This is a genomic window from Mycolicibacterium pallens, from assembly GCF_019456675.1.
Taxonomy (GTDB): Bacteria; Actinomycetota; Actinomycetes; order Mycobacteriales; family Mycobacteriaceae; genus Mycobacterium; species Mycobacterium crocinum.
The window spans coordinates 5,474,562-5,497,227 of sequence record NZ_CP080333.1; the positions used below are offsets into that span (position 1 = coordinate 5,474,562).

At 67.1% G+C, this 22,666-nt stretch carries 24 protein-coding genes; 7 read left to right on the plus strand and 17 right to left on the minus strand.

All coding sequences use genetic code 11. The features are described from left to right. Positions 1-34 precede the first annotated feature (34 nt). The 5 genes from K0O64_RS26770 to K0O64_RS26790 are packed head-to-tail and all read right to left on the minus strand — an operon-like array spanning position 35 to position 4,236. A complete protein-coding gene (locus tag K0O64_RS26770; RefSeq protein ID WP_220046539.1) occupies positions 35-1,156 on the minus strand; it encodes a cation:proton antiporter in 1,122 nt (373 codons plus the stop codon). Positions 1,157-1,197: 41 nt separating this feature from the next. Continuing rightward, complete coding sequence (locus K0O64_RS26775) at positions 1,198-1,575, minus strand: hypothetical protein (protein WP_096312432.1); 378 nt, start codon at positions 1,573-1,575, stop codon at positions 1,198-1,200. A gap of 25 nt (positions 1,576-1,600) precedes the next feature. Continuing rightward, positions 1,601-2,119, minus strand: a complete 519-nt coding sequence (locus K0O64_RS26780) for a nuclear transport factor 2 family protein (protein WP_220045843.1) — start codon at positions 2,117-2,119, stop codon at positions 1,601-1,603. Continuing rightward, positions 2,094-2,843 carry an SDR family NAD(P)-dependent oxidoreductase gene (locus K0O64_RS26785; protein WP_096312434.1) on the minus strand — a complete coding sequence of 250 codons (750 nt, stop codon included), beginning with the start codon at positions 2,841-2,843 and terminating at the stop codon, positions 2,094-2,096. Before K0O64_RS26785 ends, K0O64_RS26780 begins: the two co-directional genes overlap by 26 nt. A gap of 46 nt (positions 2,844-2,889) precedes the next feature. After that, positions 2,890-4,236, minus strand: a complete 1,347-nt coding sequence (locus tag K0O64_RS26790; protein WP_220045844.1) for a carotenoid oxygenase family protein — start codon at positions 4,234-4,236, stop codon at positions 2,890-2,892. Between the two features lie 89 nt (positions 4,237-4,325). Between K0O64_RS26790 and K0O64_RS26795 the strand changes: the two genes are divergently transcribed. Together K0O64_RS26795 and K0O64_RS26800 are read left to right on the plus strand one after the other, a co-directional pair. Continuing rightward, entirely contained in the window at positions 4,326-4,850 is a 525-nt protein-coding gene (locus K0O64_RS26795; RefSeq protein ID WP_071948840.1) for a PadR family transcriptional regulator, read from the plus strand. A gap of 83 nt (positions 4,851-4,933) precedes the next feature. Next, complete coding sequence (locus tag K0O64_RS26800) at positions 4,934-5,671, plus strand: PadR family transcriptional regulator (RefSeq protein WP_220045845.1); 738 nt, start codon at positions 4,934-4,936, stop codon at positions 5,669-5,671. 55 nt (positions 5,672-5,726) lie between these two features. Here K0O64_RS26800 and glpK read toward each other — a convergent pair whose 3' ends face one another. Then, positions 5,727-7,295, minus strand: a complete 1,569-nt coding sequence (gene glpK / locus K0O64_RS26805; protein WP_164520149.1) for a glycerol kinase GlpK — start codon at positions 7,293-7,295, stop codon at positions 5,727-5,729. Position 7,296: 1 nt separating this feature from the next. On the opposite strand from glpK, the gene K0O64_RS26810 reads away from it, so the two are divergent. Then, positions 7,297-8,052, plus strand: coding sequence for a class I SAM-dependent methyltransferase (locus K0O64_RS26810; protein WP_164520247.1), 756 nt, complete (start codon positions 7,297-7,299; stop codon positions 8,050-8,052). Positions 8,053-8,099: 47 nt separating this feature from the next. Continuing rightward, entirely contained in the window at positions 8,100-9,578 is a 1,479-nt protein-coding gene (locus K0O64_RS26815) for a glutamate-cysteine ligase family protein (protein ID WP_096312438.1), read from the plus strand. On the opposite strand, the gene K0O64_RS26820 is transcribed toward K0O64_RS26815, so the two are convergent. Beyond that, positions 9,568-10,374: an MBL fold metallo-hydrolase gene (locus K0O64_RS26820; protein WP_096312439.1), complete on the minus strand. Its 807-nt coding sequence runs from the start codon at positions 10,372-10,374 to the stop codon at positions 9,568-9,570. The two genes, K0O64_RS26815 and K0O64_RS26820, sit on opposite strands and share 11 nt — an antisense overlap. Positions 10,375-10,439: 65 nt before the next feature. On the opposite strand from K0O64_RS26820, the gene K0O64_RS26825 reads away from it, so the two are divergent. Both K0O64_RS26825 and K0O64_RS26830 read left to right on the plus strand, forming a co-directional pair. Next, complete coding sequence (locus tag K0O64_RS26825) at positions 10,440-11,117, plus strand: class I SAM-dependent methyltransferase (protein ID WP_096312440.1); 678 nt, start codon at positions 10,440-10,442, stop codon at positions 11,115-11,117. Between the two features lie 54 nt (positions 11,118-11,171). Further along, positions 11,172-12,518, plus strand: coding sequence for an MFS transporter (locus K0O64_RS26830; protein WP_220045846.1), 1,347 nt, complete (start codon positions 11,172-11,174; stop codon positions 12,516-12,518). Here the strand turns inward: K0O64_RS26830 and K0O64_RS26835 are convergent. Further along, positions 12,407-13,297, minus strand: a complete 891-nt coding sequence (locus tag K0O64_RS26835; protein WP_220045847.1) for an alpha/beta fold hydrolase — start codon at positions 13,295-13,297, stop codon at positions 12,407-12,409. The genes K0O64_RS26830 and K0O64_RS26835 overlap by 112 nt on opposite strands. Before the next feature lie 56 nt (positions 13,298-13,353). Between K0O64_RS26835 and K0O64_RS26840 the strand changes: the two genes are divergently transcribed. Further along, entirely contained in the window at positions 13,354-13,914 is a 561-nt protein-coding gene (locus tag K0O64_RS26840) for a TetR/AcrR family transcriptional regulator (protein ID WP_220045848.1), read from the plus strand. A 2-nt stretch (positions 13,915-13,916) separates the two neighbouring features. On the opposite strand, the gene egtE is transcribed toward K0O64_RS26840, so the two are convergent. The 9 genes from egtE to K0O64_RS26885 form a co-directional block, all read right to left on the minus strand. Continuing rightward, entirely contained in the window at positions 13,917-15,032 is a 1,116-nt protein-coding gene (gene egtE, locus K0O64_RS26845) for an ergothioneine biosynthesis PLP-dependent enzyme EgtE (protein WP_220045849.1), read from the minus strand. Beyond that, the gene (egtD, locus tag K0O64_RS26850) at positions 15,029-15,994 is read right to left on the minus strand and encodes an L-histidine N(alpha)-methyltransferase (RefSeq protein WP_220045850.1); all 966 of its coding nucleotides are present in this window, start codon (positions 15,992-15,994) and stop codon (positions 15,029-15,031) included. The genes egtE and egtD overlap by 4 nt, the downstream gene beginning before the upstream one ends. Beyond that, on the minus strand, positions 15,991-16,686 hold the full coding sequence (gene egtC, locus K0O64_RS26855; RefSeq protein ID WP_071948830.1) for an ergothioneine biosynthesis protein EgtC: 696 nt from the start codon (positions 16,684-16,686) through the stop codon (positions 15,991-15,993). The genes egtD and egtC overlap by 4 nt, the downstream gene beginning before the upstream one ends. Then, the gene (gene egtB / locus K0O64_RS26860; protein WP_220045851.1) at positions 16,686-17,972 is read right to left on the minus strand and encodes an ergothioneine biosynthesis protein EgtB; all 1,287 of its coding nucleotides are present in this window, start codon (positions 17,970-17,972) and stop codon (positions 16,686-16,688) included. Before egtB ends, egtC begins: the two co-directional genes overlap by 1 nt. Then, positions 17,969-19,258 carry an ergothioneine biosynthesis glutamate--cysteine ligase EgtA gene (gene egtA, locus K0O64_RS26865; protein WP_220046540.1) on the minus strand — a complete coding sequence of 430 codons (1,290 nt, stop codon included), beginning with the start codon at positions 19,256-19,258 and terminating at the stop codon, positions 17,969-17,971. Before egtA ends, egtB begins: the two co-directional genes overlap by 4 nt. Before the next feature lie 76 nt (positions 19,259-19,334). Then, the gene (locus K0O64_RS26870; protein ID WP_220045852.1) at positions 19,335-19,985 is read right to left on the minus strand and encodes a sensor domain-containing protein; all 651 of its coding nucleotides are present in this window, start codon (positions 19,983-19,985) and stop codon (positions 19,335-19,337) included. 4 nt (positions 19,986-19,989) lie between these two features. Further along, positions 19,990-20,418 (minus strand): organic hydroperoxide resistance protein, encoded by a 429-nt coding sequence (locus K0O64_RS26875; protein WP_174714149.1) that lies wholly within the window; start codon positions 20,416-20,418, stop codon positions 19,990-19,992. 112 nt (positions 20,419-20,530) lie between these two features. After that, positions 20,531-21,976, minus strand: coding sequence for a catalase (locus K0O64_RS26880; RefSeq protein WP_220045853.1), 1,446 nt, complete (start codon positions 21,974-21,976; stop codon positions 20,531-20,533). Between the two features lie 142 nt (positions 21,977-22,118). Further along, positions 22,119-22,562: a hypothetical protein gene (locus K0O64_RS26885; RefSeq protein ID WP_220045854.1), complete on the minus strand. Its 444-nt coding sequence runs from the start codon at positions 22,560-22,562 to the stop codon at positions 22,119-22,121. Between the last annotated feature and the right edge of the window lie 104 nt (positions 22,563-22,666).

Sequence of the window (22,666 nt, forward strand, 5' to 3'; positions counted from 1 at the left end):
GCTACCCCAACCGGGCGACCGGCACACGTCCGGATCACGCCGGCGGTGGTGCCGGCGGTGTCGGCTGTTCGGGCTTGCGTCGGGCCGCGATCACGCTGGCTATCGAGGTCACCGCGACGGTCAGCAGGGCGCCCAGCATCAACGCCGACGGTTCGCCCGCGGACAGCAGATGGTTCTGGGTGCCGAGGGTCGCCGCGGCCACGGGAACTCCCAGTTGCGCTGCGGCCAGCGCGGCCAGCGCCAGCGGCTGGCCGGTGAGCCTGCCGACGCAGTGCGCGAGCACCGCGCCGACGCCCAGGCCGATGCCCAGCAAGATGTAGCCCGGGTGGTCGCCGAGTTCGCGCACCTGCAACGAGGCGCCGAGCCAGACGAAGAACAGCGGGCCGAAGAGGCCTTCGGTGATACCGAACAGCTGCTTGGCAAGCCGCCGCGGCTCCCCTGCGGCTTTGACCGCCAGACCGAGCGCAAAGCCGGCCAGCATGATCGATACGTGCGTGGCCACCGCGAGTGCGGCGAGTGCGAACAGGATGATCAGGCTGATCCGTAATTCCAGTGCGAACTCGTTGTCCTCGGAGAAATGGTGCAGTCGCTTGCGCAGACCGCGCCGGTCGAAACCCCACAGCGCAACGAACACGACTGCGGCACACAGCGCGATCACCACGGCTCCGATAGCTGCGGTGAGTGCGTGGTCCGGGTCGATCACCAAGGGCAACAGAACAATCGACGTGGCGTCGGCTATCGCGATCTGGGCGGTGACAGCCTTGACCGAGGCGCCGTCGATGCCAAGCGCATGAATGACCGGCAGGGCCAGCGCCGCCGACGACGACGCCATCAACACCGCATACACCGCGGCATGACCGGTGTGGAAGGCCATGGCCAACCCGATCGCCACTGCGGTCGCCACGGCTCCGACGAGCACCGCCCGCAGCACCGCGACCGGGATCGAGGAGCGCAGCGTGACGTCCCGGATCGGGACATGGGTGCCCACCACGAACATCACCAGCGCGAATCCGATGTCGGCGAACAAGCTGAACGTTGGATCGCCGGCATCGATGATGCCGAATCCGGTTCTGCCGACCAGCAATCCCACCGCAAGCTCACCGATGACGAGCGGGATGCGCAGGCGTGGCACCGACGCCAGCACCGGCCCCGCCATGCCGATCACCGCGATCAACGCCAGAGTGGAGAAGCCGAAACTCACGTCGTGTGCACCCACGACACGAGGCGGCACGGGATGGCGGTGTTCTCGTCGGTGAGGAAGCTCGCGCACACGCGGTGGTAGCCATCGGCGATCTGCATCGCATCAGCGGCGGTGCCGCGCACCAGCAGTATCGGGGACAGCTTCTTGCCCGCCTCGATCTTGGCCAGGTCCGATTTCACATGCGGATTGTCGACCGGTAAGACCGTCAGTCGCGCCGCTCGCAGAATGTCTTTGGCTTTGCGGTACACCGGTTTCGCCGACTCGAGCGCCTGCACCGTCGCTCGCACGGTGTCCTCTTCGGCGAGCATGCTCAGATAATCGGCCGCCGCGTCATAGTCGTGGGCTTCGGGATCGTCCAGCCATTTCACCGCCATGGTGTGCTGAGGGTACTCGCACCGCCTACAGGCCAAAGCGTTTCAACAGGACGATCAGCGGATCGTCAGCGTTGCGGGTGCCGCGCGGACCGGGCTGTTCGGGGGCGACGAACACGTCGGGCCGCGTCCACTCCCGCACCGCCCAGCGTTCGGCGATCGCCCACCGGCCGTCGCGGCGTTTCATCAGGTCGACGTAGCGGGCCCCGGTGGTGAAGTTGGCTCGCTCGTCGGTGCCGGGTTTGCCCCAATGCGTTGCCATCACATACGTCTCGCTGATTGCGATGTCGTCGCCGACGAAGTCGACATGGTGGTTGCCGATGAAATGCATTGTCCCCGCCAGATAGTCGAGGCTCCTGCTCACCCAGGAGATGTATTCGTCGACGGTGCCGTCGAACCCGGTGTGGTGGTCGACGCCATCGGAGTGATAGGCCCGGCGCACCAGGTCGAAGTCGAGGCGGTCGATGCCGCGGCAGTAGCAGGCCACCACATCGCGGATCGCCTGGACATCCTGAAGTCGGTCAGACACCGTAACCGCCGTCCACATCCAGCTTTTGGCCGGTGATGAACCCGGCGCGCGACGAGGCCAGGAAGCACACCGCCTCGGCGATATCCACGGCATTGCCGAAGCGCCCCAACGGTGTGTTGCGCCGGGCGGCATCGAGCGCCTTGTCGTCGAGGTCGCCGTCGGCGATCAGCCGTTCGGCGTTGCCGTCGACCAGCATCCCCGGGCCGACACAGTTGGCACGCACCCCGAACCGGCCCTCCTCGGCGGCGATACCGCGGATCAGGGCTTCGATGGCCGCCTTCGGGGCGACGGACAATCCGTCGCGGACCGCGAAGCGCCGGGTGGCGGCGGTGGTGACGGCCACCAGGCTGCCGCGCGAGTCGCGAAGGTACCCCACGGCGGCGGCAACGACGTTGAAGAAGCCGGCGGTATCGGTGTTCAGCTGCTCGTTGAATCGGGGCGGGTCGACGGTGCTGAGGTGTCGCATCGGCACGTGGGCGCCGGCGGCGTGGACAACGGTGTGCACGCCACCGTTGCGCGCGAAGGAGTCGATGACCCGGCGGACGGCTGCGGCGTCGGTGATGTCCAGCTGCTGAGCCTCGACGCCGTCGCCCGCGAGTTCGGCTGCCTTGCTTGCATTACCGCGGTAGGTGAAACCCACCCGTGAGCCGCGCGCGGCCAGCATGCGGACGATCTCGGCGCCGATGCCGCCGGTGCCGCCGACGACGATCGCGGTACCCGGCAGCGCGCTGAAGTCGCCCATCGGTACATGCTCCCAACAGCCGCTGCCCGGTGGGCGCGCAGTACCGCTACGCGGGAATCCAGTTGCCGTGGAAGCCATAGGGAACCCGGCGCGGCAGCTGGATGCGGGCGACCGGCTTACCCGCGAAGTCGGAGGCGTCCAGGATCACCAGATCGCTCCCGTCGCGCGCGGCGTCGTAGACGTAGCCGATGTACCAGCCGTTGCTTTCGTCGGCCGGTCCCGATGTCGACGGGACGAAGACCGCTTCACCAGGGCCGCCCGGCACCATGCCGGAACCGAAGTGGTGCTCGACGGCGCTGCCGTCGGTCAGGTCGTGGCGCACCAGGCTGGCGTCGCCGACCGATACCGAGTAGCGGGCCGGCAGGCCTGCCAGCCGGTCGTCGATCCGCGGGAACTCCACCGCGCGGTCGTCGAGCTGACGCTCGCTGACCGTGCCGGTCTGCAGGTCGAGCGTCCAGCTCCACATCACGGCGTTGGCGTCGAACCCGCCGTTGTCTCGCCACAGTTCCGGATAGCGGACTGCTTGCAGCGCAATGGCTTTCCCGTCAGCAGTCTCGTGCGCGTTGGCGACGTGGAAGACGTAGCACGGATCGATGTCGAACCAACGGATCTCACCGAACGGGTCGTCGCGGCGCAGCACACCCAGCCGGGCGCCGTAGTCGTCGTCCCACCGGTACGGCATGTCGCCCTCGCCGCGCATCGCGACGTCCAGGTTGAACACGATCGGCAGATCCATGAAGATGACGTGCTCGGCGGTCAGCGCGAAGTCGTGCATCATGGTGTGCGCCTTGACATCCAGCGGCCGGTTGATGGTCAGTTCGCCGTTGGCGTCGGCGCGGTGATACGTCACGTACGGCTCGAAGATGCTGCCGTATCCGAAGAAATGCAGTTCTCCGGTGGTGGGGCAGATCTTCGGGTGTGCCGTCATCGAGTTCTGCAGCTTGCCGCCAAAGTCGTAGTAGCCCACCGTTTCCAGGTCGTTGGTGATCTCGTAGGGGAAGGACGATTCCACCAACGCCAACGTCTTGCCTGCGTGGTTGACGACGTGCGTGTTGGCGACCGCGGCTCGCAGGTCGCGCGTCCCGTCCTCGCGGTAGAGCGGGAAGGGGTCGACGAAGCTGTCGGTGCGCACCCAGCGGTTGCGGTACCACTTGGCCGCTCCGCCCTCGATGCGGACACCGTGGATCATGCCGTCGCCGGTGAACCAGTGGTTGTTGGCCTCACGCGGATTGGGGCCGTTGCGCAGATACCAACCGTCGAGTTCGGGCGGGATGGCGCCCTCGACGATCAGATGCGTCTCGGTGAGTTCGTCCGGCACCGGTGCGTAGTTGCCGCGCTGAAAGAACTGCCCTTCGGCGGGCAAGTTGGCTGAGTCGGCGGTGGTGTCCGTCATGCCGCTAACTGTGACAGTCCACTGATGACATGTCAATGGTGAACTGTTAGATAGTCCACAATTGACATGTCGAGCTCTACGATGGTCGCGTGAGTCTTCGGTACGCGGCCCTCGGCCTGCTCGCCCAGCAGCCCGGCAGCGGGTACGACCTGCTGAAACGCTTCGACGTGTCGATGGCCAACGTCTGGCCCGCCACCCAGAGTCAGCTCTATGGCGAGCTGAACAAGCTGGCCAACGCGGGCCTCATCGAGGTCACCGACGTCGGACCGCGTGGCCGCAAGGAGTACCGCGTCACCGAGGCCGGCCGCGAGGACCTGCTGCGTTGGATGACCAACCCGCAGGACGACCCGCCGTACCGCAGCGCCGAACTGCTGCGGGTGTTCCTGCTGAGCGAGATGACCCGCGAGCAGGCCCGGGCCTACATGGTGTCGGTCGCCGAGCACGCCGAAGCCGAGCTCACCCGCTATGAGCAGGTGCGCGATTCCATGGAGTGGGGTGACAGCGACGTCGGGTTCTACGGGCGCGCAGCCCTGGAATTCGGCCTGCGGATCGAGGCCATGGAGGCCGAGTGGGCCCGCTGGGTGGTCGAGGAGATCGATCGCCGATCCAACTAACCGTTGCATCGCGATAGTTTCCGATATATCGTCAACGTATCGGAAACGCATTCGGCGTTTCCTGACCAGAAACGAGAACTTCTATGAACACCCCATTTCCCCAGTTCGGAGGCCCTGAGATGGGCCGTCCCGGTTTCGGTCCGGGTTTCGGTCCGGGTTTCGGCTTTGCCCCCGCCGGGCGTGGCCGCCGGCATGACCGGCATGACCGGCATGGCCGCCGCGAGCTCCGCGATCAGCTGCGTGAGCAGTTCCGCGAGCACGCCGGTCGCCACGACGGCCCGCGCGGCGGGTTCGGTCCCGGCTTCGGCCCGGACTTCGGTCCCGGCTTCCCGTTCGGCCCCGGCGGCGGCGGCCGCGGTCGTCGCGGTCATGGCCGCGGCCGCGGCCGCCGCGGTGACGTGCGTGCCGCAATCCTCAAGTTGCTTGCGGAACGGCCGATGCACGGCTACGAGATGATCCAGGAGATCGCCGAGCGCAGCCAGGATCTGTGGAAGCCGAGCCCCGGCTCGGTCTACCCGACCCTGCAGTTGCTGGTCGACGAAGGACTGATCGTCTCCGGCGAATCCGAAGGCAGCAAGAAGCTGTTCGAACTGACCGACGAAGGCCGCGCGGCCGCCGAGAAGATCGAGACCGCACCGTGGGACGAGATCACCGAAGGCGCCGACCCCGGCCAGGTGAACATCCGTGCCGCCGTGGGCCAGTTGTTCGGCGCCGTGCGCCAGGCGGCGTTCGCCGCCAACGCCGAACAGCAGCAGCGCATCGTCGACATCGTCAACAATGCGCGCCGCGAGATCTACCAGATCCTCGGCGAATCGGAGTAAGCCCCTGGAGTTGGGCGCGGTTTCTGCGTGTACAGCACCGGAAACCGCGCCCAACTCACGAGACGTCCACCCAATCCAGCGTGCGCTGCACGGCTTTACGCCATCCGGCGTAGCCGTCCTCCCGCTGGTCGTCGTCCCAGGCCGGCGACCACCGCCGGTCCTCCTGCCAATTCGCCCGCAGGTCATCGGGATCGGACCAGAAGCCGACCGCCAACCCGGCGGCATACGCCGCGCCCAGCGCGGTGGTCTCGGCGACCACGGGTCGCACCACATCCACCCCGAGCACATCGGCCTGGATCTGCATGCACAGCTCGTTCTGCGTGACACCACCGTCGACCTTCAAAACCTCAAGGTGCACACCGGAATCCGCTTCCATGGCGTCCACCACATCGCGGCTCTGGTAGCAGATCGCCTCCAGGGTCGCCCGGGCCACATGCGCGTTGGAGTTGTACCGGGACAAGCCGACGATCGCTCCGCGGGCATCCGAGCGCCAGTACGGCGCGAACAGACCCGAGAACGCCGGCACGAAGTACACGCCGCCGTTGTCGTCGACCTGCCGGGCCAGGGTCTCGCTCTGCGAAGCACCGCTGATGATGCCGAGCTGATCGCGAAGCCACTGCACAGCCGAGCCCGTGACCGCGATCGAACCCTCAAGGGCGTAAACGGGTTTCGCATCCCCGAACTGATAACACACGGTGGTCAGCAGACCGTTGTCGCTGCGCACGATCTTCTCGCCGGTGTTGAGCAGCAGGAAGTTGCCGGTGCCGTAGGTGTTCTTCGCCTCGCCCGGACTCAGGCAGACCTGCCCCACCATCGCCGCCTGCTGATCGCCGAGGATGCCGGTCAACGGCACCTCACCGCCCAGCGGTCCACCGGACAGCGTCACCCCGTACGGCTCCGGTGACGACGACGGCCGGATCTCGGGCAACATCGCACGCGGAATCCCGAAGAGCGACAACAGCTCGTCGTCCCAGTCCAGGGTCTCCAGGTTCATCAGCATCGTGCGGCTGGCATTGGTGACGTCGGTGACGTGCACGCCACCGTGCGCTCCGCCGGTCAGGTTCCACAGCACCCAGGTGTCCGGCGTACCGAACAGCGCGTCGCCACGCTCGGCGTCGGCCCGCACCCCGTCGACGTTCTCCAGGATCCACTTCAGCTTGCCGCCGGAGAAATACGTCGCCGGCGGCAGACCCGCCTTGCGCCGGATGATGTCACCGGCGCCATCTCGTTCCAGCGCGGTCGCGATCCGGTCGGTGCGGGTGTCCTGCCAGACGATCGCGTTGTGGTACGGCCGTCCGGTCTTGCGGTTCCACACCAGCGTGGTCTCGCGCTGGTTGGTGATCCCCAATGCGGCCAAATCGTCGACACTCAGGTTCGTCTTGTTCAGCGCCGAGACCACCACGGTCTGCGTGCGCTCCCAGATCTCCACCGGGTTGTGCTCCACCCAGCCGGACTGCGGCAGGATCTGCTCGTGCTCGAGCTGGTGCCTGCCAACCTCGGCACCGTTGTGATCGAAGATCATGCAGCGGGTGCTGGTGGTGCCCTGGTCAATGGCGGCGACGAAGTCAGCCAACGGTGCTCCTCTGACGTGCGATGCTGCTCGTGCAGCAGACCTTTCGTCCATGATGGCCTACATGGCATCCCACATCACCGACATCGCCGACATGCCGCGGGGTGGCCCGGACGCCTCCTGGCTGGATCGCCTGCTGGAAACCGACCGCCCGGAGTACCTCGACCGTGACGACGTCGACGACGACGTCAAACGCGGCATCGTGACGGCACTGGACGTGGTGGGCTCGCTGTTCCGCGAGCATGACCGCAATGCCGAGCTGGTGCTGCGCGAGGTCGCCGACGTGGTCGACCCCAGCATCCTCGAACTCGGTGCGGGCCACGGTGTGCTCTCGCGCAAGGTGCTCGAGCAGCACCCCACCGCGCACGTGACGATCTCCGACGTCAACGCCGAGTCGGTGGCGGCGATCACGGCCTCCGATCTCGGCAACCACCCCCGCGCCACGGTGCGCACCATCGACGCCACCGCGATCGACGCCGCCGACGGCGCGTTCGACCTCGCCGTCTTCGCGCTGGCGTTTCACCACCTGCCGCCGGCGCAGGCCGCCCAGGTTCTCGCCGAAGGCACCCGGGTGGCCGCCGAGCTGTTGGTCATCGATTTGCCTCGGATGCCGTCGTTGCTTCACATCGCCAAGCTGGCGACGATGGCACCGCTGGTGTGGTGGCCGTTCGTCCACGACGGCCTGATCAGTTCGCTGCGCTCCTACAGCCCGTCGGCGCTGCGCGCACTCGGCGCCCACGCCGGCATCGAGGTCGAGGTCAGCACCAACCCGTTCGACCGGCAGATTCTGCGGGCCCGGCGGCGCGGCTGATGGCGATGTGCTTGCGCAGCTTGGCCTGAACCGGTTCCATCGACCACATGGGCGACGAGGTCACGCACGCCACCTACACCCGGGCGCATCGGCAGGAGTACCGGCGCAAGGTGCAACTGTGCCTCGACGTGTTCGAAACCATGCTCGCTCAATCGAGCTTCGAGTTCGACCGCCCGCTGACCGGCATGGAGATCGAGTGCAACCTGGTCACCGATGACTACCAGCCCGCGATGTCCAACCAGGAGGTGCTGGAGGCGATCGCCGACCCGGCCTACCAGACCGAATTGGGTGCTTACAACATCGAATTCAACGTTCCGCCGCGGCCATTACCCGGCCGGACCGCGCTGGAGCTGGAGGCCGAGGTCCGCGCCAGCCTGAATGCCGCCGAGACCAAGGCCAACACCGACGATGCGCATATCGTCATGATCGGGATCCTGCCGACGCTGATGCCGCAGCATCTGACCGGCAGCTGGATGAGCCCGTCACTGCGCTATCAGGCGCTCAACGACTCGATCTTCACCGCCCGCGGCGAAGACATCCTCATCGACATCACCGGCCCCGAGCGGCTCAGCCTGCATGCGGAGTCCATCGCACCCGAATCCGCCTGCACCAGTATGCAATTGCACCTGCAGGTGTCGCCGGCAGACTTCGCCGCCAACTGGAACGCCGCTCAGGTGCTGGCCGGCCCCCAGTTGGCGATCGGCGCCAACTCGCCGTACTTCTTCGGTCACCAGTTGTGGGCGGAGACGCGCATCGAACTGTTCGCCCAAGCAACCGACACCCGGCCCGACGAACTCAAGGCCCAGGGCGTGCGTCCACGAGTGTGGTTCGGGGAGCGCTGGATCACCTCCATCTTCGACCTGTTCGAAGAGAACGTCCGCTACTTCCCCTCCCTGCTACCGGAGTTGTCCGATGAGGACCCGGTCGCCGAACTGGCCGCCGGACGCACGCCGCACCTGCCCGAGCTGCGGCTGCACAACGGCACGGTCTACCGCTGGAACCGGCCGGTCTACGACGTGGTGAACGGCCGACCACATCTGCGCGTCGAGAACCGGGTGCTGCCTGCCGGACCAACGGTCGTCGACATGATGGCCAACTCGGCGTTCTACTACGGAGCCTTGCGGTTCCTGTCCGAAGAGGACCGTCCACTCTGGACGAAAATGAGTTTCACTGCGGCCCATGACAATTTCATCGAAGCCGCCCGGCACGGCATGGACGCCCGACTGTACTGGCCCGGGCTCGGCGAGATCACGCCTGACGAGCTGGTGCTGCGGACCCTGCTGCCGATGGCCGACGAAGGCCTGCGCCGCTGGGGCGTGGCGACCGAGGTGCGTGACCGCTATCTCGGCGTGATCGAGGGTAGGGCGAAGAACGGCCGCAACGGCTCGGCCTGGCAGGTGGCGACGGTGCAGGCCTTGCAAAGAAAGGGCATGGCACGGCCACAGGCGCTGGCCGAGATGCTGCGCCGTTACTGCGGCCTGATGCACAGCAATGAACCGGTGCACACCTGGGACATCACAGGGTGACGGTCTGGCCCCGGCAGATATGGACAATGCGTTCGGCCAGGCCACGATTCATCATCTCGACATAGAACTCCGACAACGGCGAGGCGAAGACACCATAGTCGTCAAAGTGCACCGGGATGACCTTGAGCAACCGCAGTTTCTCGACGGCCTGTACGCCTTGTCTGCCGTCCATCGTGACGGTCAGACCGAACGGCAGCTTCGCACCGGCGGGTAGCCGAGTTCCACCGAGATGCACGATCCCGGCCTCGATGCCGGTGAACCGCTCCGGGATCTCGGCGAGTTCGTCGATCAGCAGAGTGTCTCCGGAAATGTAGAGCCGGCGCCCGGCGCCGGACTCGGGATCGACGAAATCCAGCAGGCTGCCCATTACCGGCGGCAGGAAGCGGTTGATCGGCACGGGCGCGTGACGGCCCGGCAGTGAGGTGACCGTCAGCCGCGTCGTCGCCGTCTCGAGGACGTGCCCCTGCCACGTGTGCAGCCCGTGCGCTTGACCGAAGCCGCGATGGCGCAGCCGTTTCGCGGCGTGCGGTGTCGTGAGGATCGGCAGCGCGTGGTCCAGTCCTGCCTGCGCGGTGCGGTCCCAGTGGTCACCGTGCATATGTGAGAGCACCACGGCGTCCAGCGCTGGAAGTTCGTCGATCTGCAGCGCGGGTTCCCGCAGCCGCTTGGACACCAACCCGTATCCGAGGTATGCGCGCTGACCCTGGCGCAGAAAGTTGGGGTCGGTCAGCACAGTGATGTCACCGCCGCGGATGAGCGTGGTCGCGTTGCCGATGAAGGTGACGGTGATGTTCACGCCTACGCGGCTACCCCGCAACGGCCGCCTTATGCGCCCGAACGGACGCTAGTAGGTTGAGAGACATGGATTCCGAAGTGATGGATTGGGAGAGCGTCTACCGGCAGCAAGGTGCATTCGCCGGTCCCCCGCCGTGGAACATCGGTGAGCCGCAGCCCGAGTTGGCCGCGCTGATCCGGGACGGGAAGGTCAGCGGTGACGTGCTCGACGCCGGCTGCGGGCACGCCGAACTCGCGTTGGCACTCGCGGCGACCGGCAGCACCGTCGTCGGCATCGACGTCTCCCCCACGGCGATCGCGGCCGCGACCGAGGCCGCTCAGGAGCGCCGACTGAGCAACGCGACGTTCGTCTGCGCTGACATCACGTCGTTCACCGGCTATGACGAGCGGTTCTCCGCGATCGTCGACAGCACGCTGTTTCATTCGCTGCCGGTCGATCGCCGCGACGCCTATCTGAGTGCGATCCACCGGGCCGCGGCTCCCGGCGCGCGGCTGTACATGCTGGTGTTCGCGAAAGGCGCCTTCCCGCCGCACCTCGAGACCAAGCCCAACGAGGTCGACGAGGACGAACTGCGAGACGCGGTGTCCAAACACTTCGTGATCGACGGCATCCGGCCGGCCAAGATCCACTCGCACAAGCCGGAGTTCGCCGAGCTGCCCGATGGCGCAATGCCCGCCGACCTCGACGCGAAAGGCCGCGTCATGATGCCGGCCTTCTTACTCAGCGCACACAAGGCGGCGTGAGTCGATCGATGCACTTCCGCCCGCCGGCGCTGTCAAGTCTCTATCGTGCATGAGATGCAGCAGCAACCAGTACCGACAAAGTCGGTGGCAAGCAACGTCATTCGCGGCTCGCTGGGCAACCTCATCGAATGGTACGACTGGTACGCGTATGCGGCATTCAGTGTCTACTTCGCGAGCGTGTTCTTTCCGTCGGGAAATCAGACCGCCCAGTTACTGAACACCGCGGGAATCTTCGCAGTCGGCTTCCTGGTCCGCCCCCTGGGCGGTTGGGTTTTCGGCCGGTACGCCGACCGGTTCGGGCGCCGTGCCGCACTGACACTGTCTGTGCTTCTGATGGGTGCCGGCTCACTGGGGATCGCGGTACTGCCGGGCTACGCGCAGATCGGCACGCTCTCGCCGATCCTGCTGGTCGTCCTGCGGCTGCTGCAAGGCTTGTCCCTGGGCGGCGAGTATGGCACGTCGGCAACGTATCTCAGCGAAGTCGCCTCCCCCCACCGGCGCGGCTTCTACTCGTCGTTTCAATACGTGACGCTCACCAGCGGGCAACTGTTGGCGCTCGGCGTCCAGATCATCCTGCAGCAGTTGCTCACCTCGGCCCAGTTGCATGCGTGGGGATGGCGGATCGCTTTCGTCATCGGGGCCGCCGCCGCGCTGACCGTGATGTGGCTGCGGCGCACGATGGACGAGTCGGAGAACTTCACCCTTGCCGCCGAGGAGTACACCGAGCGCGGCACACTGCGCCTGCTCCTGCGCTACCCGAAGGAGTGCTTGACCGTCGTTGGATTGACCCTCGGCGGCACGATCGCGTTCTACACCTTCACCACCTACATGCAGAAGTTCATGATCAATACCACCGGCCTGCCCAAGGAGCAGGTCACGTGGATCAACTTCGTCGCGCTGGTGATCTTCGTGTGCCTTCAGCCGGTGTTCGGGGCATTCTCCGACCGCGTGGGCCGGCGCACGTTGCTGATCGGATTCGGCGTGAGTACAACACTATTCACTGTTCCGCTGCTCTACGCCGTGGCAAATACCGACTCTGCGATGACCGCATTCGTCTTGATGATGGCGGGGCTGCTGATGGTGTCCGGGTATACGTCGATCAACGCGGTGGTGAAAGCGGAGTTGTTCCCGGCCCGTATCCGCGCCTTGGGTGTCGGCCTTCCGTATGCGTTGACGGTCGCAATCTTCGGCGGCAGCACCGAGTATGTCGCACTGTGGCTGAAGAATGCCGGGCACGAAGCGTGGTTCTTCTACTACGTGGCTGCAGCCGCGCTTATTTCTCTGGTGGTCTACGTCTTCATGGGCGAGTCGTCGAAGCGTTCACAGCTGGAGCGCGAAGCACTCGAACTCAGCGAGCTCGAATCGGGTTCTCGCCCTGCGTCTTCCGGTGACAAGGGCTGAACCTCACGAAGGAAGGGCTCGACCACCCCGAGGAACCGTTGCGGTTGAGAGGAGAACGGCAGGTGCCCGGTGGCGAGCACCTCGAGCCGCGAGCCGGCAATGGTCCGTTGGGTGGCCCGGCCGAAACGTAGCGGGATCGCCGTATCGTGTTCGCCCCACACGATCAGCGTCGGTGCGTTGATCTGCGCGGCACGTTCACGCAGATCGGACACCGGGGCCGCGAAACTGCGCCACAGCGCGGCCGTCATGGCCACGCCATCCGGAGTGCGGGCTCTCTCGGTGACCCGTTGCAGCACCGCGTCGTCATTGGGGCTCTGGGCCCTCAGATAGCTGCGGACGAATCGCGGTAAGACCCTGCGCATCACAGCGGGTGTTCCGAGGAACCGGCAGTAGGCGTTCGACAAGCGTCCGCCGAGGAAACCGCCGGTGTCGACGAGGACCAGACCGGCGACCCGCTCGGGTTGGGTGATAGCGAGGCGGCCCGCGGCGAATCCGCCGACCGAACTGCCGATGAAGACCGCCGGCGGGAGGTCCAGTGCGGCGACCAGATCTTCCAGAACGTCGGCGTAGAGCGACGCGCTCGGCGTCGACGGCGGTGCCGGCGATTCGCCGTGTCCAGGCCAGTCGACGGCGATCACCCGATAGCTGTCGACGAGCCTTGGCACGATCGCGTCGAAATCGTGGCGGTCGTGCAATGCGGCGTGCAGCAGAACGAGCACGGGTCCGGTGCCATCATCGGAGTACGCCACCGGGCCTACCCGGGTCAGGAGAGTGGGCATCGCTCCTCCATTTCATTGACCGGCCGGTCGGTCAAATCGATGCTAACCTCAGATGCGTGTCGCCACAACAGGCAGTTACGCGCAAGGCCGCGGCAGCCGCCACCAGAACCAAACTCATCGACTCGGGGCTGCGCCTGGCCGAGCGGACCGGGCTCACCGGGCTGAGTGTGAACCTTCTGGTCGACGAGGCCGGCGTGTCGAAAGGCACCTTCTTCCACCACTTCGGCGACCGGGCGAGTTACCTGCTGGCGTTGCATCGCGAATTCCACGACCGCATTGCCGAGCACATCGACCAGACGATCAGCGACCTTCCTCCGGGCCGGGAACGGCTGCTCGCCGGTGCGACCGTCTATCTCGATATGTGCCTGCAGCAGCGCGGAATTCGCGCATTACTGCTCGAAGCGCGCGCCGAACCGGCGGTCGCGCAGGAGATCACCCGACGCAACGCCGAGTTCGCGCACAGGTGTGAGCCGGACTTCGCCGCGCTGGGACGCCGGCATCCGCTGGAAAGCGCGCAGCTGGCGGTCGCCATGACCGCGGAGGCGGCACTGATCGAGTTGGCAAGCGGGTCCCAGGTCCGGGCGGTGCGCGCCGCGCTCGAAGAATTCTTCGGCTGACGTCAACTGACAGCGCGCAACGCGACGACGAGCGCCTCGAAGTCGTCGGGGCTGGCGTCGACGTGCGGTGAGATTCGCAGCACCGGCGTGGTCAATTCCATTGGCGCACGCTCGATCCCGGCCGCGGTCGTCACGATGCCGTGCTCATCGATCAGCCGGGCGCGCACCTGCACCGGATCGGCGCCCTCGGTGGGTTCCAGAGTGGTGATCGCAGTCGGCTCGTCGACGGGCTCCACAACCCGCCAGCCGGGAATATCGGCGAGCACCGTGCGCGCCTGCTGCCCGAGTGCGGCCAATCGCTGCCGTATCGCCTCCGGCCCGGCCGCGAGGTGCTGCCCCACCGCGACCGAGAAGCCCACCCGCGCAGCGACATTGGCTTCACCGAGCTCCAGACAGTGCAAGGCCGACAGCGGGCCCGCCCACGGCGGGGACTGCAACAGGTCCGCCAGCGCGGGACGCACCGCCAGCACGCCGACGCCCCGCGGACCGGCCGTCCACTTGCGCGAGGACGAGTAGACGGCGTCGGCGTCGACCACGCAGTCGATGTGGGCGAAGGCCTGGGCGGCGTCGACGATCAGCGGGACACCGATCTCCCGGCACACCTGGGCGATCGCCGCAACCGGTTGGACAATTCCGCGGTGACTGGCGACTGCCGTCAGATGGACCATCGCCGGCGGGGCATCGCGCAGCATCGTGCGGGCCGCATCGGGGTCGACCCGGCCGAGGTCGTCGACCGGCAGCGCGTGCGGGGTGAAATCGTGGGCGGCGAACTCCGCGAGGTTGGGGCCGTACTCACCGGGCAGGCACGCCACGATTCGCTCCATCGGCCACACCCCGAGCAGCAGTTGCAGCGCATTCCCCGACCCGGTGGTGAAAATGACGTCGTCCGAGGACATTCCGGTCAGCGCTGCGACACCGGCACGGCCGGCGTCGAGCGCCGGTGCGGCCGCCTGCGCCGCGACATAGCCACCCACCTCTGATTCGTGTCGGGCGTGCGCTGCTGCGGCCTCGATGGCCGCCAGGCTCTGCCGCGAGCACGCGGCGCTGTCGAGGTGCACTCCGGCGGCGGGCAGCCGCGCCTCCCGCCAGCTGTGGGCCAGGGCGTCGGCTGCGCTCACTTGACCGCCAGCGACAGCCCGAAGTCCCCTGCCGGATCCGTCCACCACTGGGTGCGCCGCAGCCCCGCGTCGGCGAGTTCGCGCGCCACGGCCTCCGGCCGGAACTTGCACGACACCTCCGTGAGCATCTCCTCACCGGCGGCGAAGTCGACGCGAAGGTTCAGCCCTGCGACCGTCACATGCTGCGGAGTGGTTGCGCGCAGCCACATCTCGATGCGTTCCTCGTCTGCGTTCCAGCGGGCCACGTGCTCGAAGGCGTCGACGTCGAAGTCGGCGTCCAGTTCGCGGTTGACCACCGCCAGCACGTTGAGGTTGAACCGCGCGGTCACGCCGGCGCTGTCGTCATAGGCACGGACCAGGCGATCGGTGTCCTTGACGAGGTCGGTGCCCAGCAGCAGGCTGTCCCCGGGATCGAGGACGTCGGCGAGCGCTGCGAGGAACTGCGCGCGCGGGCCTGCGGTGAGGTTACCGATCGTGGAGCCGAGGAAGACGAACAACCGCCGGCCGCCGGTGGGAATCTTGGCCAGGTGTTCTTCGAAATCGCCGCACACCGCGTCGATCTCGAGGTCAGGGTATTCACGTCCCAGCGCAGTACCCGCCAACTCCAGCACACTCGAATCGACGTCGAACGGTACGAACCGTCGCAGAGAACCGTTGTCACGCATGGCATTCAGCAGCAGCCGGGTCTTCTCGGATGTTCCGCTGCCCAGTTCCACCAGGGTGTCGGCGCCACTGGCCGCTGCGATCGCCGACGACTGATCGCGCAGGATCTGCGCCTCAGTGCGGGTCGGGTAGTACTCCGGCAGCCGGGTGATCTGGTCGAACAGTTCACTACCGACTGCGTCATAGAACCATTTGGGCGGCAACGACTTCGGGGTTTGCGTCAGACCGTGCAGCACATCGTCGCGCAGAGCCTGGCCGGCTGCGTCGGCGGCCAGGTAATTCGACAGCGTGAACGTCACGAAGATCCTTTCAACGGTGTCATCGTCACCTGTCCCGCGCTGCTCACGTCGACGAGGTGCCGGTCCGGGATGTCTTCCCAATCGGGGTGGTCATCATAGGGTTCGCTGGCCAGCACCACGCCGTCGTCGCGGCGAAGCACCGACAACGAGTCGCCCCACGTGGTCGCCAGCAGCCGAGATCCGTTGGCCATCACGATGTTCAGCCGCGCGCTGGGATCTGCGGCGCCGACGTCGACGATCGTATCGGCGAGGTTTTCGGGCCCGCGCTCAAAGATCAGTGCGGCCAGCATCGCACTGTCGACGGTCGACTCGGCGGCGGCACTGACCGGAAGCACTCGCCGGTCCACGACCCCGTTGTGCGACAGCAGCCAGTTGCCGTCGCTGAACGGCGCGGACGCGCTGGCCTCGATCGGCATCCCCACCGTCGCCGAACGGACCGCGGCGACAACGCAATTGCTGCGCAACGCCGGCGACACCGAGGCGAACGACACATCGCCCCACAGCGGTGACGCGCTGCGCCACCGGCGCACCTCGTCGCGGTCGAAGAAGCCGACCCCCCACCCGTCGGCGTTGATCAGCCCGTGCTTCTGCCTGCGCGGGGCGTACGACTGCACACGCAGGCCGCACGGCGGGTCGAGGACCAGCGAGGCGATCGACACCGGTTCGCCCAGCCAGCCGAGATGCCGGCACATCAGACGTCCCAGGCCAGGCGCACACCGGAGAAGATCTGTCGGCGGATCGGGTGGTCCCAGTTGCGGAAGCTGGGCCGCAACGTGTCGGCAGCGACCGCCCACGAACCGCCGCGCAGCACCTTGTAGTCACCGTCGAAGAACGGCTCCGAATACTGCCGATAGATCATCGGTGTGAAACCCGGCCACGGCCGCAGCGGCGACGTGGTCCACTCCCACACATCGCCGAGCATCTGCTCGGCTCCGTAGGCCGACGCCCCGCCGGGATAAGCGCCCACCGGAGCCGGGCGCAGCGCGTGCCCGCCGAGGTTGGCCCGATGCGGGCTCGGTTCATCCGAACCCCACGGGTAGCGGCGGCGCGCGCCGAGCGCGGGATCCCACGCGGCGGCCTTTTCCCACTCGACCTCGCTGGGCAATCGGGCACCGGCCCACGCCGCGTAGGCCTCCGCTTCGAAGAACGTCACGTGCTGCACGGGTTCGTCGCCGGGGATCTCCTCGACGTGGCCGAACCGGGTTCGGGAACCGTCCGGGTTCCAGAACTGGGGCGCGTTCAGATCGGCCTGGACGCGGTGCTCCCACCCGCGGGCTGACCACCACCGCTGCTGGGCGTAGCCGCCATCGTCGATGAACCCCCGCCATTCGGCGTTGGTCACCGGCACCCGTCCGATCCGGAACGCCGGCACGTCGACCACGTGAGCGGGACGCTCGTTGTCGAGGGACAGCGGCTCGGTCGCGGCGTCGACGCCCAGGACGAACGGACCGCCCGGCACCAGCACCGAGGTGCCGGCCAGTCCGGGCCGGCCGGCTGGCAGCGTCGAGTGGGAGGTCAGGATCGGCGCGCCGATGCGCAGGTTGAGGGCCTGCAAGATGGTCTCGTCGTGCTGGTTCTCGTGGCTGATCACCAGGCCGAAGCGGAACGCCACCTCGGCGTCGTCGTCGCGCTGCGGCAAGGTGTCCAGCACGTCGAGAGCGGCGGCCCGCACACTGGTGCAGTAGGCCCGCGACTGGGCCGGCGACAGCAGCGGGAGGTCCACGCGGGCGGCGCGACTGTGCACGAACGCGTCGTAGAGGCCTTCGATGTTCGCCGGCAGCATGCCGGGCCGAGTCGGGTCGCCATCGCGCAGCAGCCACAGCTCTTCCTGCTGGCCGATGTGCGCGAGATCCCATACCAGCGGGCTCATCAGCGGGCTGTACTGGCGGTGCAGCTCGGCGTCGTCGAAGTCGGTGAGGGACAGGGTGCGCTGACGGGCCCGGTCCAGATCGCGGGCCAGGGTTTCGCGGGCGATCACGTCGCGGCCTCGGCCATCTGCAGCACGGTGCCCTCGATGCCCCGCTGGATTGCTTGGTCGGCGAAATCATCGGACGCGCAGCGGCCTTCTTCCACGTTCTGCACCAACCGCCGCATCGACTCCGATAATTCCGCCGGTGCGCGCTCGGCCACGAGAGCCACACAGCGGTTGGCCGCTTGGTAGATCCGGTCGTCCTTGAGCCCGACTCGTGCGGCGAGGTCCCATGCCGTCGCAACCGGTTCGACGGTCTCGGCGGCCAGTCCGGCGACGGCCGGATCGTCGAGCAGAGTGACGACCAGAAACACCAACGCCGGCAGCAGATCGTCGGGCACGCTGTCGAGGTAGCGGATTTCCAGCCAGCGGCGCGGCCGTACCGGCGGGAACAACGTGGTCAGGTGGTAGTCGAGGTCGGCGGTGGTCGGGCGCCGATCGCCGAGTAGCACCAGCCCGTCGGCCCAGTCGGCGAACGGCACGTGCTGGGTGACGGCGACCGGATCGGGGTTGTGCACCAACATGACCGGCGCCTTGAGCGCGTAACGGGCCCAGTCGGTGCACGGATCGTCGCCGCTGGCGCCAAGGATCGGTCCGCAGCGTGCGGAGTCCAGCTGACTCCAAACCCGCTGGCGGGCGGACGCCCAGCCGGTGAAATCACCGGCGAGCAGGGGTGAATTGGCGGCGATCGCGATCATCGTCGGGCCGAGCGCATGCGCGAGCCGCACCCGATCGGCCCAGCCGTCGCGGGGGCCTGCGTCGAGGTTGATCTGGATCGAGGCCGTCGACGTCATCATCGCCGCGCCCGCGCTGGCGGTGCCGGACGCGATGAAGAATTGCTCCATGGCCTGGTAGCGGGCGCCGGGATTGACGCGGTGCGGCCGCCGCAGCGGATCGGCCCCCAGTAGGACCAAGCCGAGGCCGGCGTCGGCGAACACCGCACGCAGGGCCGCTCGGTCGAGCGCCAACGCGGCGATGGCCGGCACCGGCCCGTCGGCTGGTGGGCCGGAGAGCTCGACCGCACCACCGGGCTCCACGGTGACGGCGCTGCCGCCGGGCAATTCGCCGACCGCGGCGATCACGTCGCTGAGTTCGGACCATCCCGGACGGCGCAGCGGATCGCGCAGATCGAAGCAGTGCGCCTCGAGTTCCAGGCCCACGCGACCGATCGGGCCATCCGCCAGCGAGCCGCCGGCGATGTGCAACGCGGCCGAGGAAGAACTGGTCAAGACACGTTCATCGGTACCCGACCCGCTGTGCGCTCGGCCCGGCTCTGACGTGACGACGAACGTCATGTCATCCATCTTGGGCGAAGCCACCGACAAATCTCCCGATCCTCGACTGACACGTTCGTGACGTCCCCCGACCTCGCTAGAGACCAAGAGTGTTCTGCATGGCGCCGGCCAGCACGTTCACCGCTGGACCGCCGTTTCCGGATTGGCAGACCTTCGCCTGCAGCAGCACGTTTTCCCGCAACCGGCTCTGCGTGAAACACCGCCGATCGGTGTCTGCTTCCTGCTTGACCCACACGGCGTCGGTGGCGGTCGGCGCCGCGCCACCGAAGGACCACACCTGGGTCGTTCCGTCGGCGAGGTGCATCGCAGTGGTCTGCCCGGCGCACCCGGCGGTGCGGTCGATCACCCGGTGGTACGCGCGGGTGGCGGCATCGACGGTGGCGAAGACCCCGATCGCCTGCTTCACAAGGTGGTTCTGGTCGGTGGCCGACGTCTGGGTCACCGCGCTGTTGAACGAGGCGAGGTCGGGGTCGTAGAACACCTCCGGCAGCCCGATGTCGGCCCAGTTGTTGCAGACCGGCAGATCGACCCAGAAGTTCTGCTCCGGAGTGGTACTCACCGATTCCCACGTCATCGGGGCACCGACGATGTTGCCCACCGAACCCTTGGCCAGCACGGCGTAGGACACCACACCCGGATCCGCCGGACGGGCTTGAGCCGGCACGGCGGAGACGACAGCGCCGACTCCGGTCAACAGCACTGCGGTCGCCGCTGCGGCGGTGCGCATCCCGTCAGACCTTGGCGGTCAGCGTGACGTCGATGTTGCCGCGGGTCGCCTTGGAGTACGGGCACACCTGGTGGGCCTTGTTCATCAAGTCCTCGGCCTGGCTCTGCTCGAGTCCCGGGAGATAACCGATGAGATGGGCGCTGATGCCGTAGCCACCGTCGGCGTCCTTGCCGAACCCCACCTGCGCGGTGAGGCCCGATGCACCGTCGAGTGAGATCTTCTCCGACCGGGCCACCAATTGCAGCGCGCCCAGGAAGCAGGCCGCATACCCCGCCGAGAACAACTGCTCGGGGTTGGTGCCCTCACCGCTGCCGCCCATTTCCTTGGGTGGCCGGGTGTCCAGATCGAGACGGTTGTCCGATGACTTCACATGGCCGTCGCGCCCGCCGCCGCTGGCCGTCGACTCCGCGGTGTAGATGACCTCGATGCTCATGGCTTCGATCATGCCAGCCGGCGCGGACGGGGCAAGGTCGCGCTGGTGGCCGCGAGATCGACTTCAGGGTCGTGAAAACTCGCCAATCACAACCCTGAAGTCGGTCTCGGCGTCACTGGCCGCTGCGCACGCCTTCTTCGATCTTCTTGCCGAGATCGGGATCGATGTTGCGCCAGTATTCGAACACCCGGGACAGGACGGGCTCCCGGACGCCCTTGGACACATGGCCGATCACGTTGTGCGCCAATCGTTCTCGCGCATCGTCGTCGAGCACTTCGCGGACCATCGTGCCGGCCTGCCCCCAATCGTCGTCGTCCGGACGAAGCGTGTAGGCGGTACGGACCATGTCGCCGTCGGAGGCCCAGTGCACTTCTGCCGCCCGGGCGGGATCGGCTTGCGGACCACCCATCGAGTTCGGCGCATACACCGGGTCGGTGACGTTGTGGATCCGCATCGCACCGTCTTTGGAGTAGCTGTGCACTTCCACTTTCGGTGTGTTGACCGGGATCTGCTTGTAATTGACGCCGAGTCGGTGCCGGTGGGCATCGCTGTAGGAGAAGCCGCGCGCCAACAGCATCTTGTCCGGGCTCAACCCGGTGCCGGGAACGATGTTGTTCGGTTCGAAGGCGGCTTGTTCCATCTCGGCGTGATAGTCGACGACGTTGCGGTTCAACGTCATTCGGCCCACCTCGTGCAGCGGGTAATCACCGTGCGGCCAGACTTTGGTCAGGTCGAACGGGTTGTACCGGTAGGTCTTGGCGTCCTCGAACGGCATGATCTGCACGTAGAGCGTCCAGCTCGGGAAGTTGCCGCCCTCGATGGCGTCGAAGAGGTCGCGCTGGTGGTAGTCACCGTCGGTGCCGGCCAGCTCGTCGCCCTCCTCCTGGGTGAGGAATTCGACGCCCTGATCGGTCTTGAAGTGGTACTTCACCCAGACCAGTTCGCCGGCAGCGTTGATCCAGCTGTAGGTGTGGCTGGAGTAGCCGTTCATGTTGCGCCACGTCTTCGGGATGCCGCGATCGCCCATCAGCCAGGTGACCTGGTGGGCCGACTCCGGCGACAGTGTCCAGAAATCCCACTGCATGTGGTGGTCGCGGAGGTTGGACGACTGGAGGCGCTTCTGCGAACGGATGAAGTTCTGGAACTTCATCGGGTCGCGCATGAAGAACACCGGGGTGTTGTTGCCGACGAGGTCGAAGTTGCCCTCGGAGGTGTAGAACTTCAGCGCGAAGCCGCGCGGGTCGCGCCAGGTGTCTGGGCTGCCGCGCTCACCGGCGACCGTCGAGAACCGGGCCAGCATGTCGGTTTTGGTGCCGGGCTGGAGAAACGCGGCCCGGGTGAACTGGCTGACGTCCTGCGTCACCTCGAAGGTCCCGAATGCACCGCCGCCCTTGGCGTGGGGCTGGCGTTCGGGGATGCGCTCGCGGTTGAACGTCGCCATCTGCTCGATCAGATAGTGGTCCTGCAGCAGGATCGGACCATCCGGGCCGACGGTCAGCGAATGTTCGAGGCTCGGCGCCGGGGCGCCGGCGTCAGTTGTGGCGTACTTCTCGGTCATCGTCTCCCCAATCTGTGTAAGCGACTTCCGGGGAGCGGGTACCCACCCCAAGGCCTTCTCTCACAGGACCGTGCGGCCCCCAGACAGCAGGGTGCCCAGCGCCCCTCGGGGGGATGGGGCGCTGGGCACGTCTGCGGGGCGATCAGGGACGAGGGGTCGGGGAGGCCGTGCCACCGGGACCGGCGCCGCCGGGCGCCACGCCAGGACCGGAACCCGGCCCCTGGCCACCGGGACCACCCGGTCCCATCGGCCCCATGGGTCCCATCGGACCACCCGGCATCATCATCCCGGGGCCGCCACCGGGCCCGCCCCGGCGGTGGAACTCCTGCGAATCACCGTCGCGGTGGTGGTGCCAGCCGCCCGGGCCGCCGCCGCTGTGGCGTCCGAGGGCGAAACCGGTGAAGAAGACGGCACCGACGATGAAGACGATTCCCGCGACGATCGCGACCCAGGCAACGGCCTGGTAGAGCCGGTTGGGTCGGGGCGCGACGGGAACGGGTCCGTAGTAGGCCGGCGGTGGCGGCGGGTCGACGGTGGCAACAGGGCTGGTTGCGGGCTCGTCGGCCCGCTCAGGTGTTTCGGTCATGAATCGATGATGCGAGCCTCGCGCCCAGTGCGGGTTAGGTAGCGGCTTTGAGTTAGCTATGAATGGTGCGGGCAGGCTCCCGAAAGGCGCACTGGACAGCACCA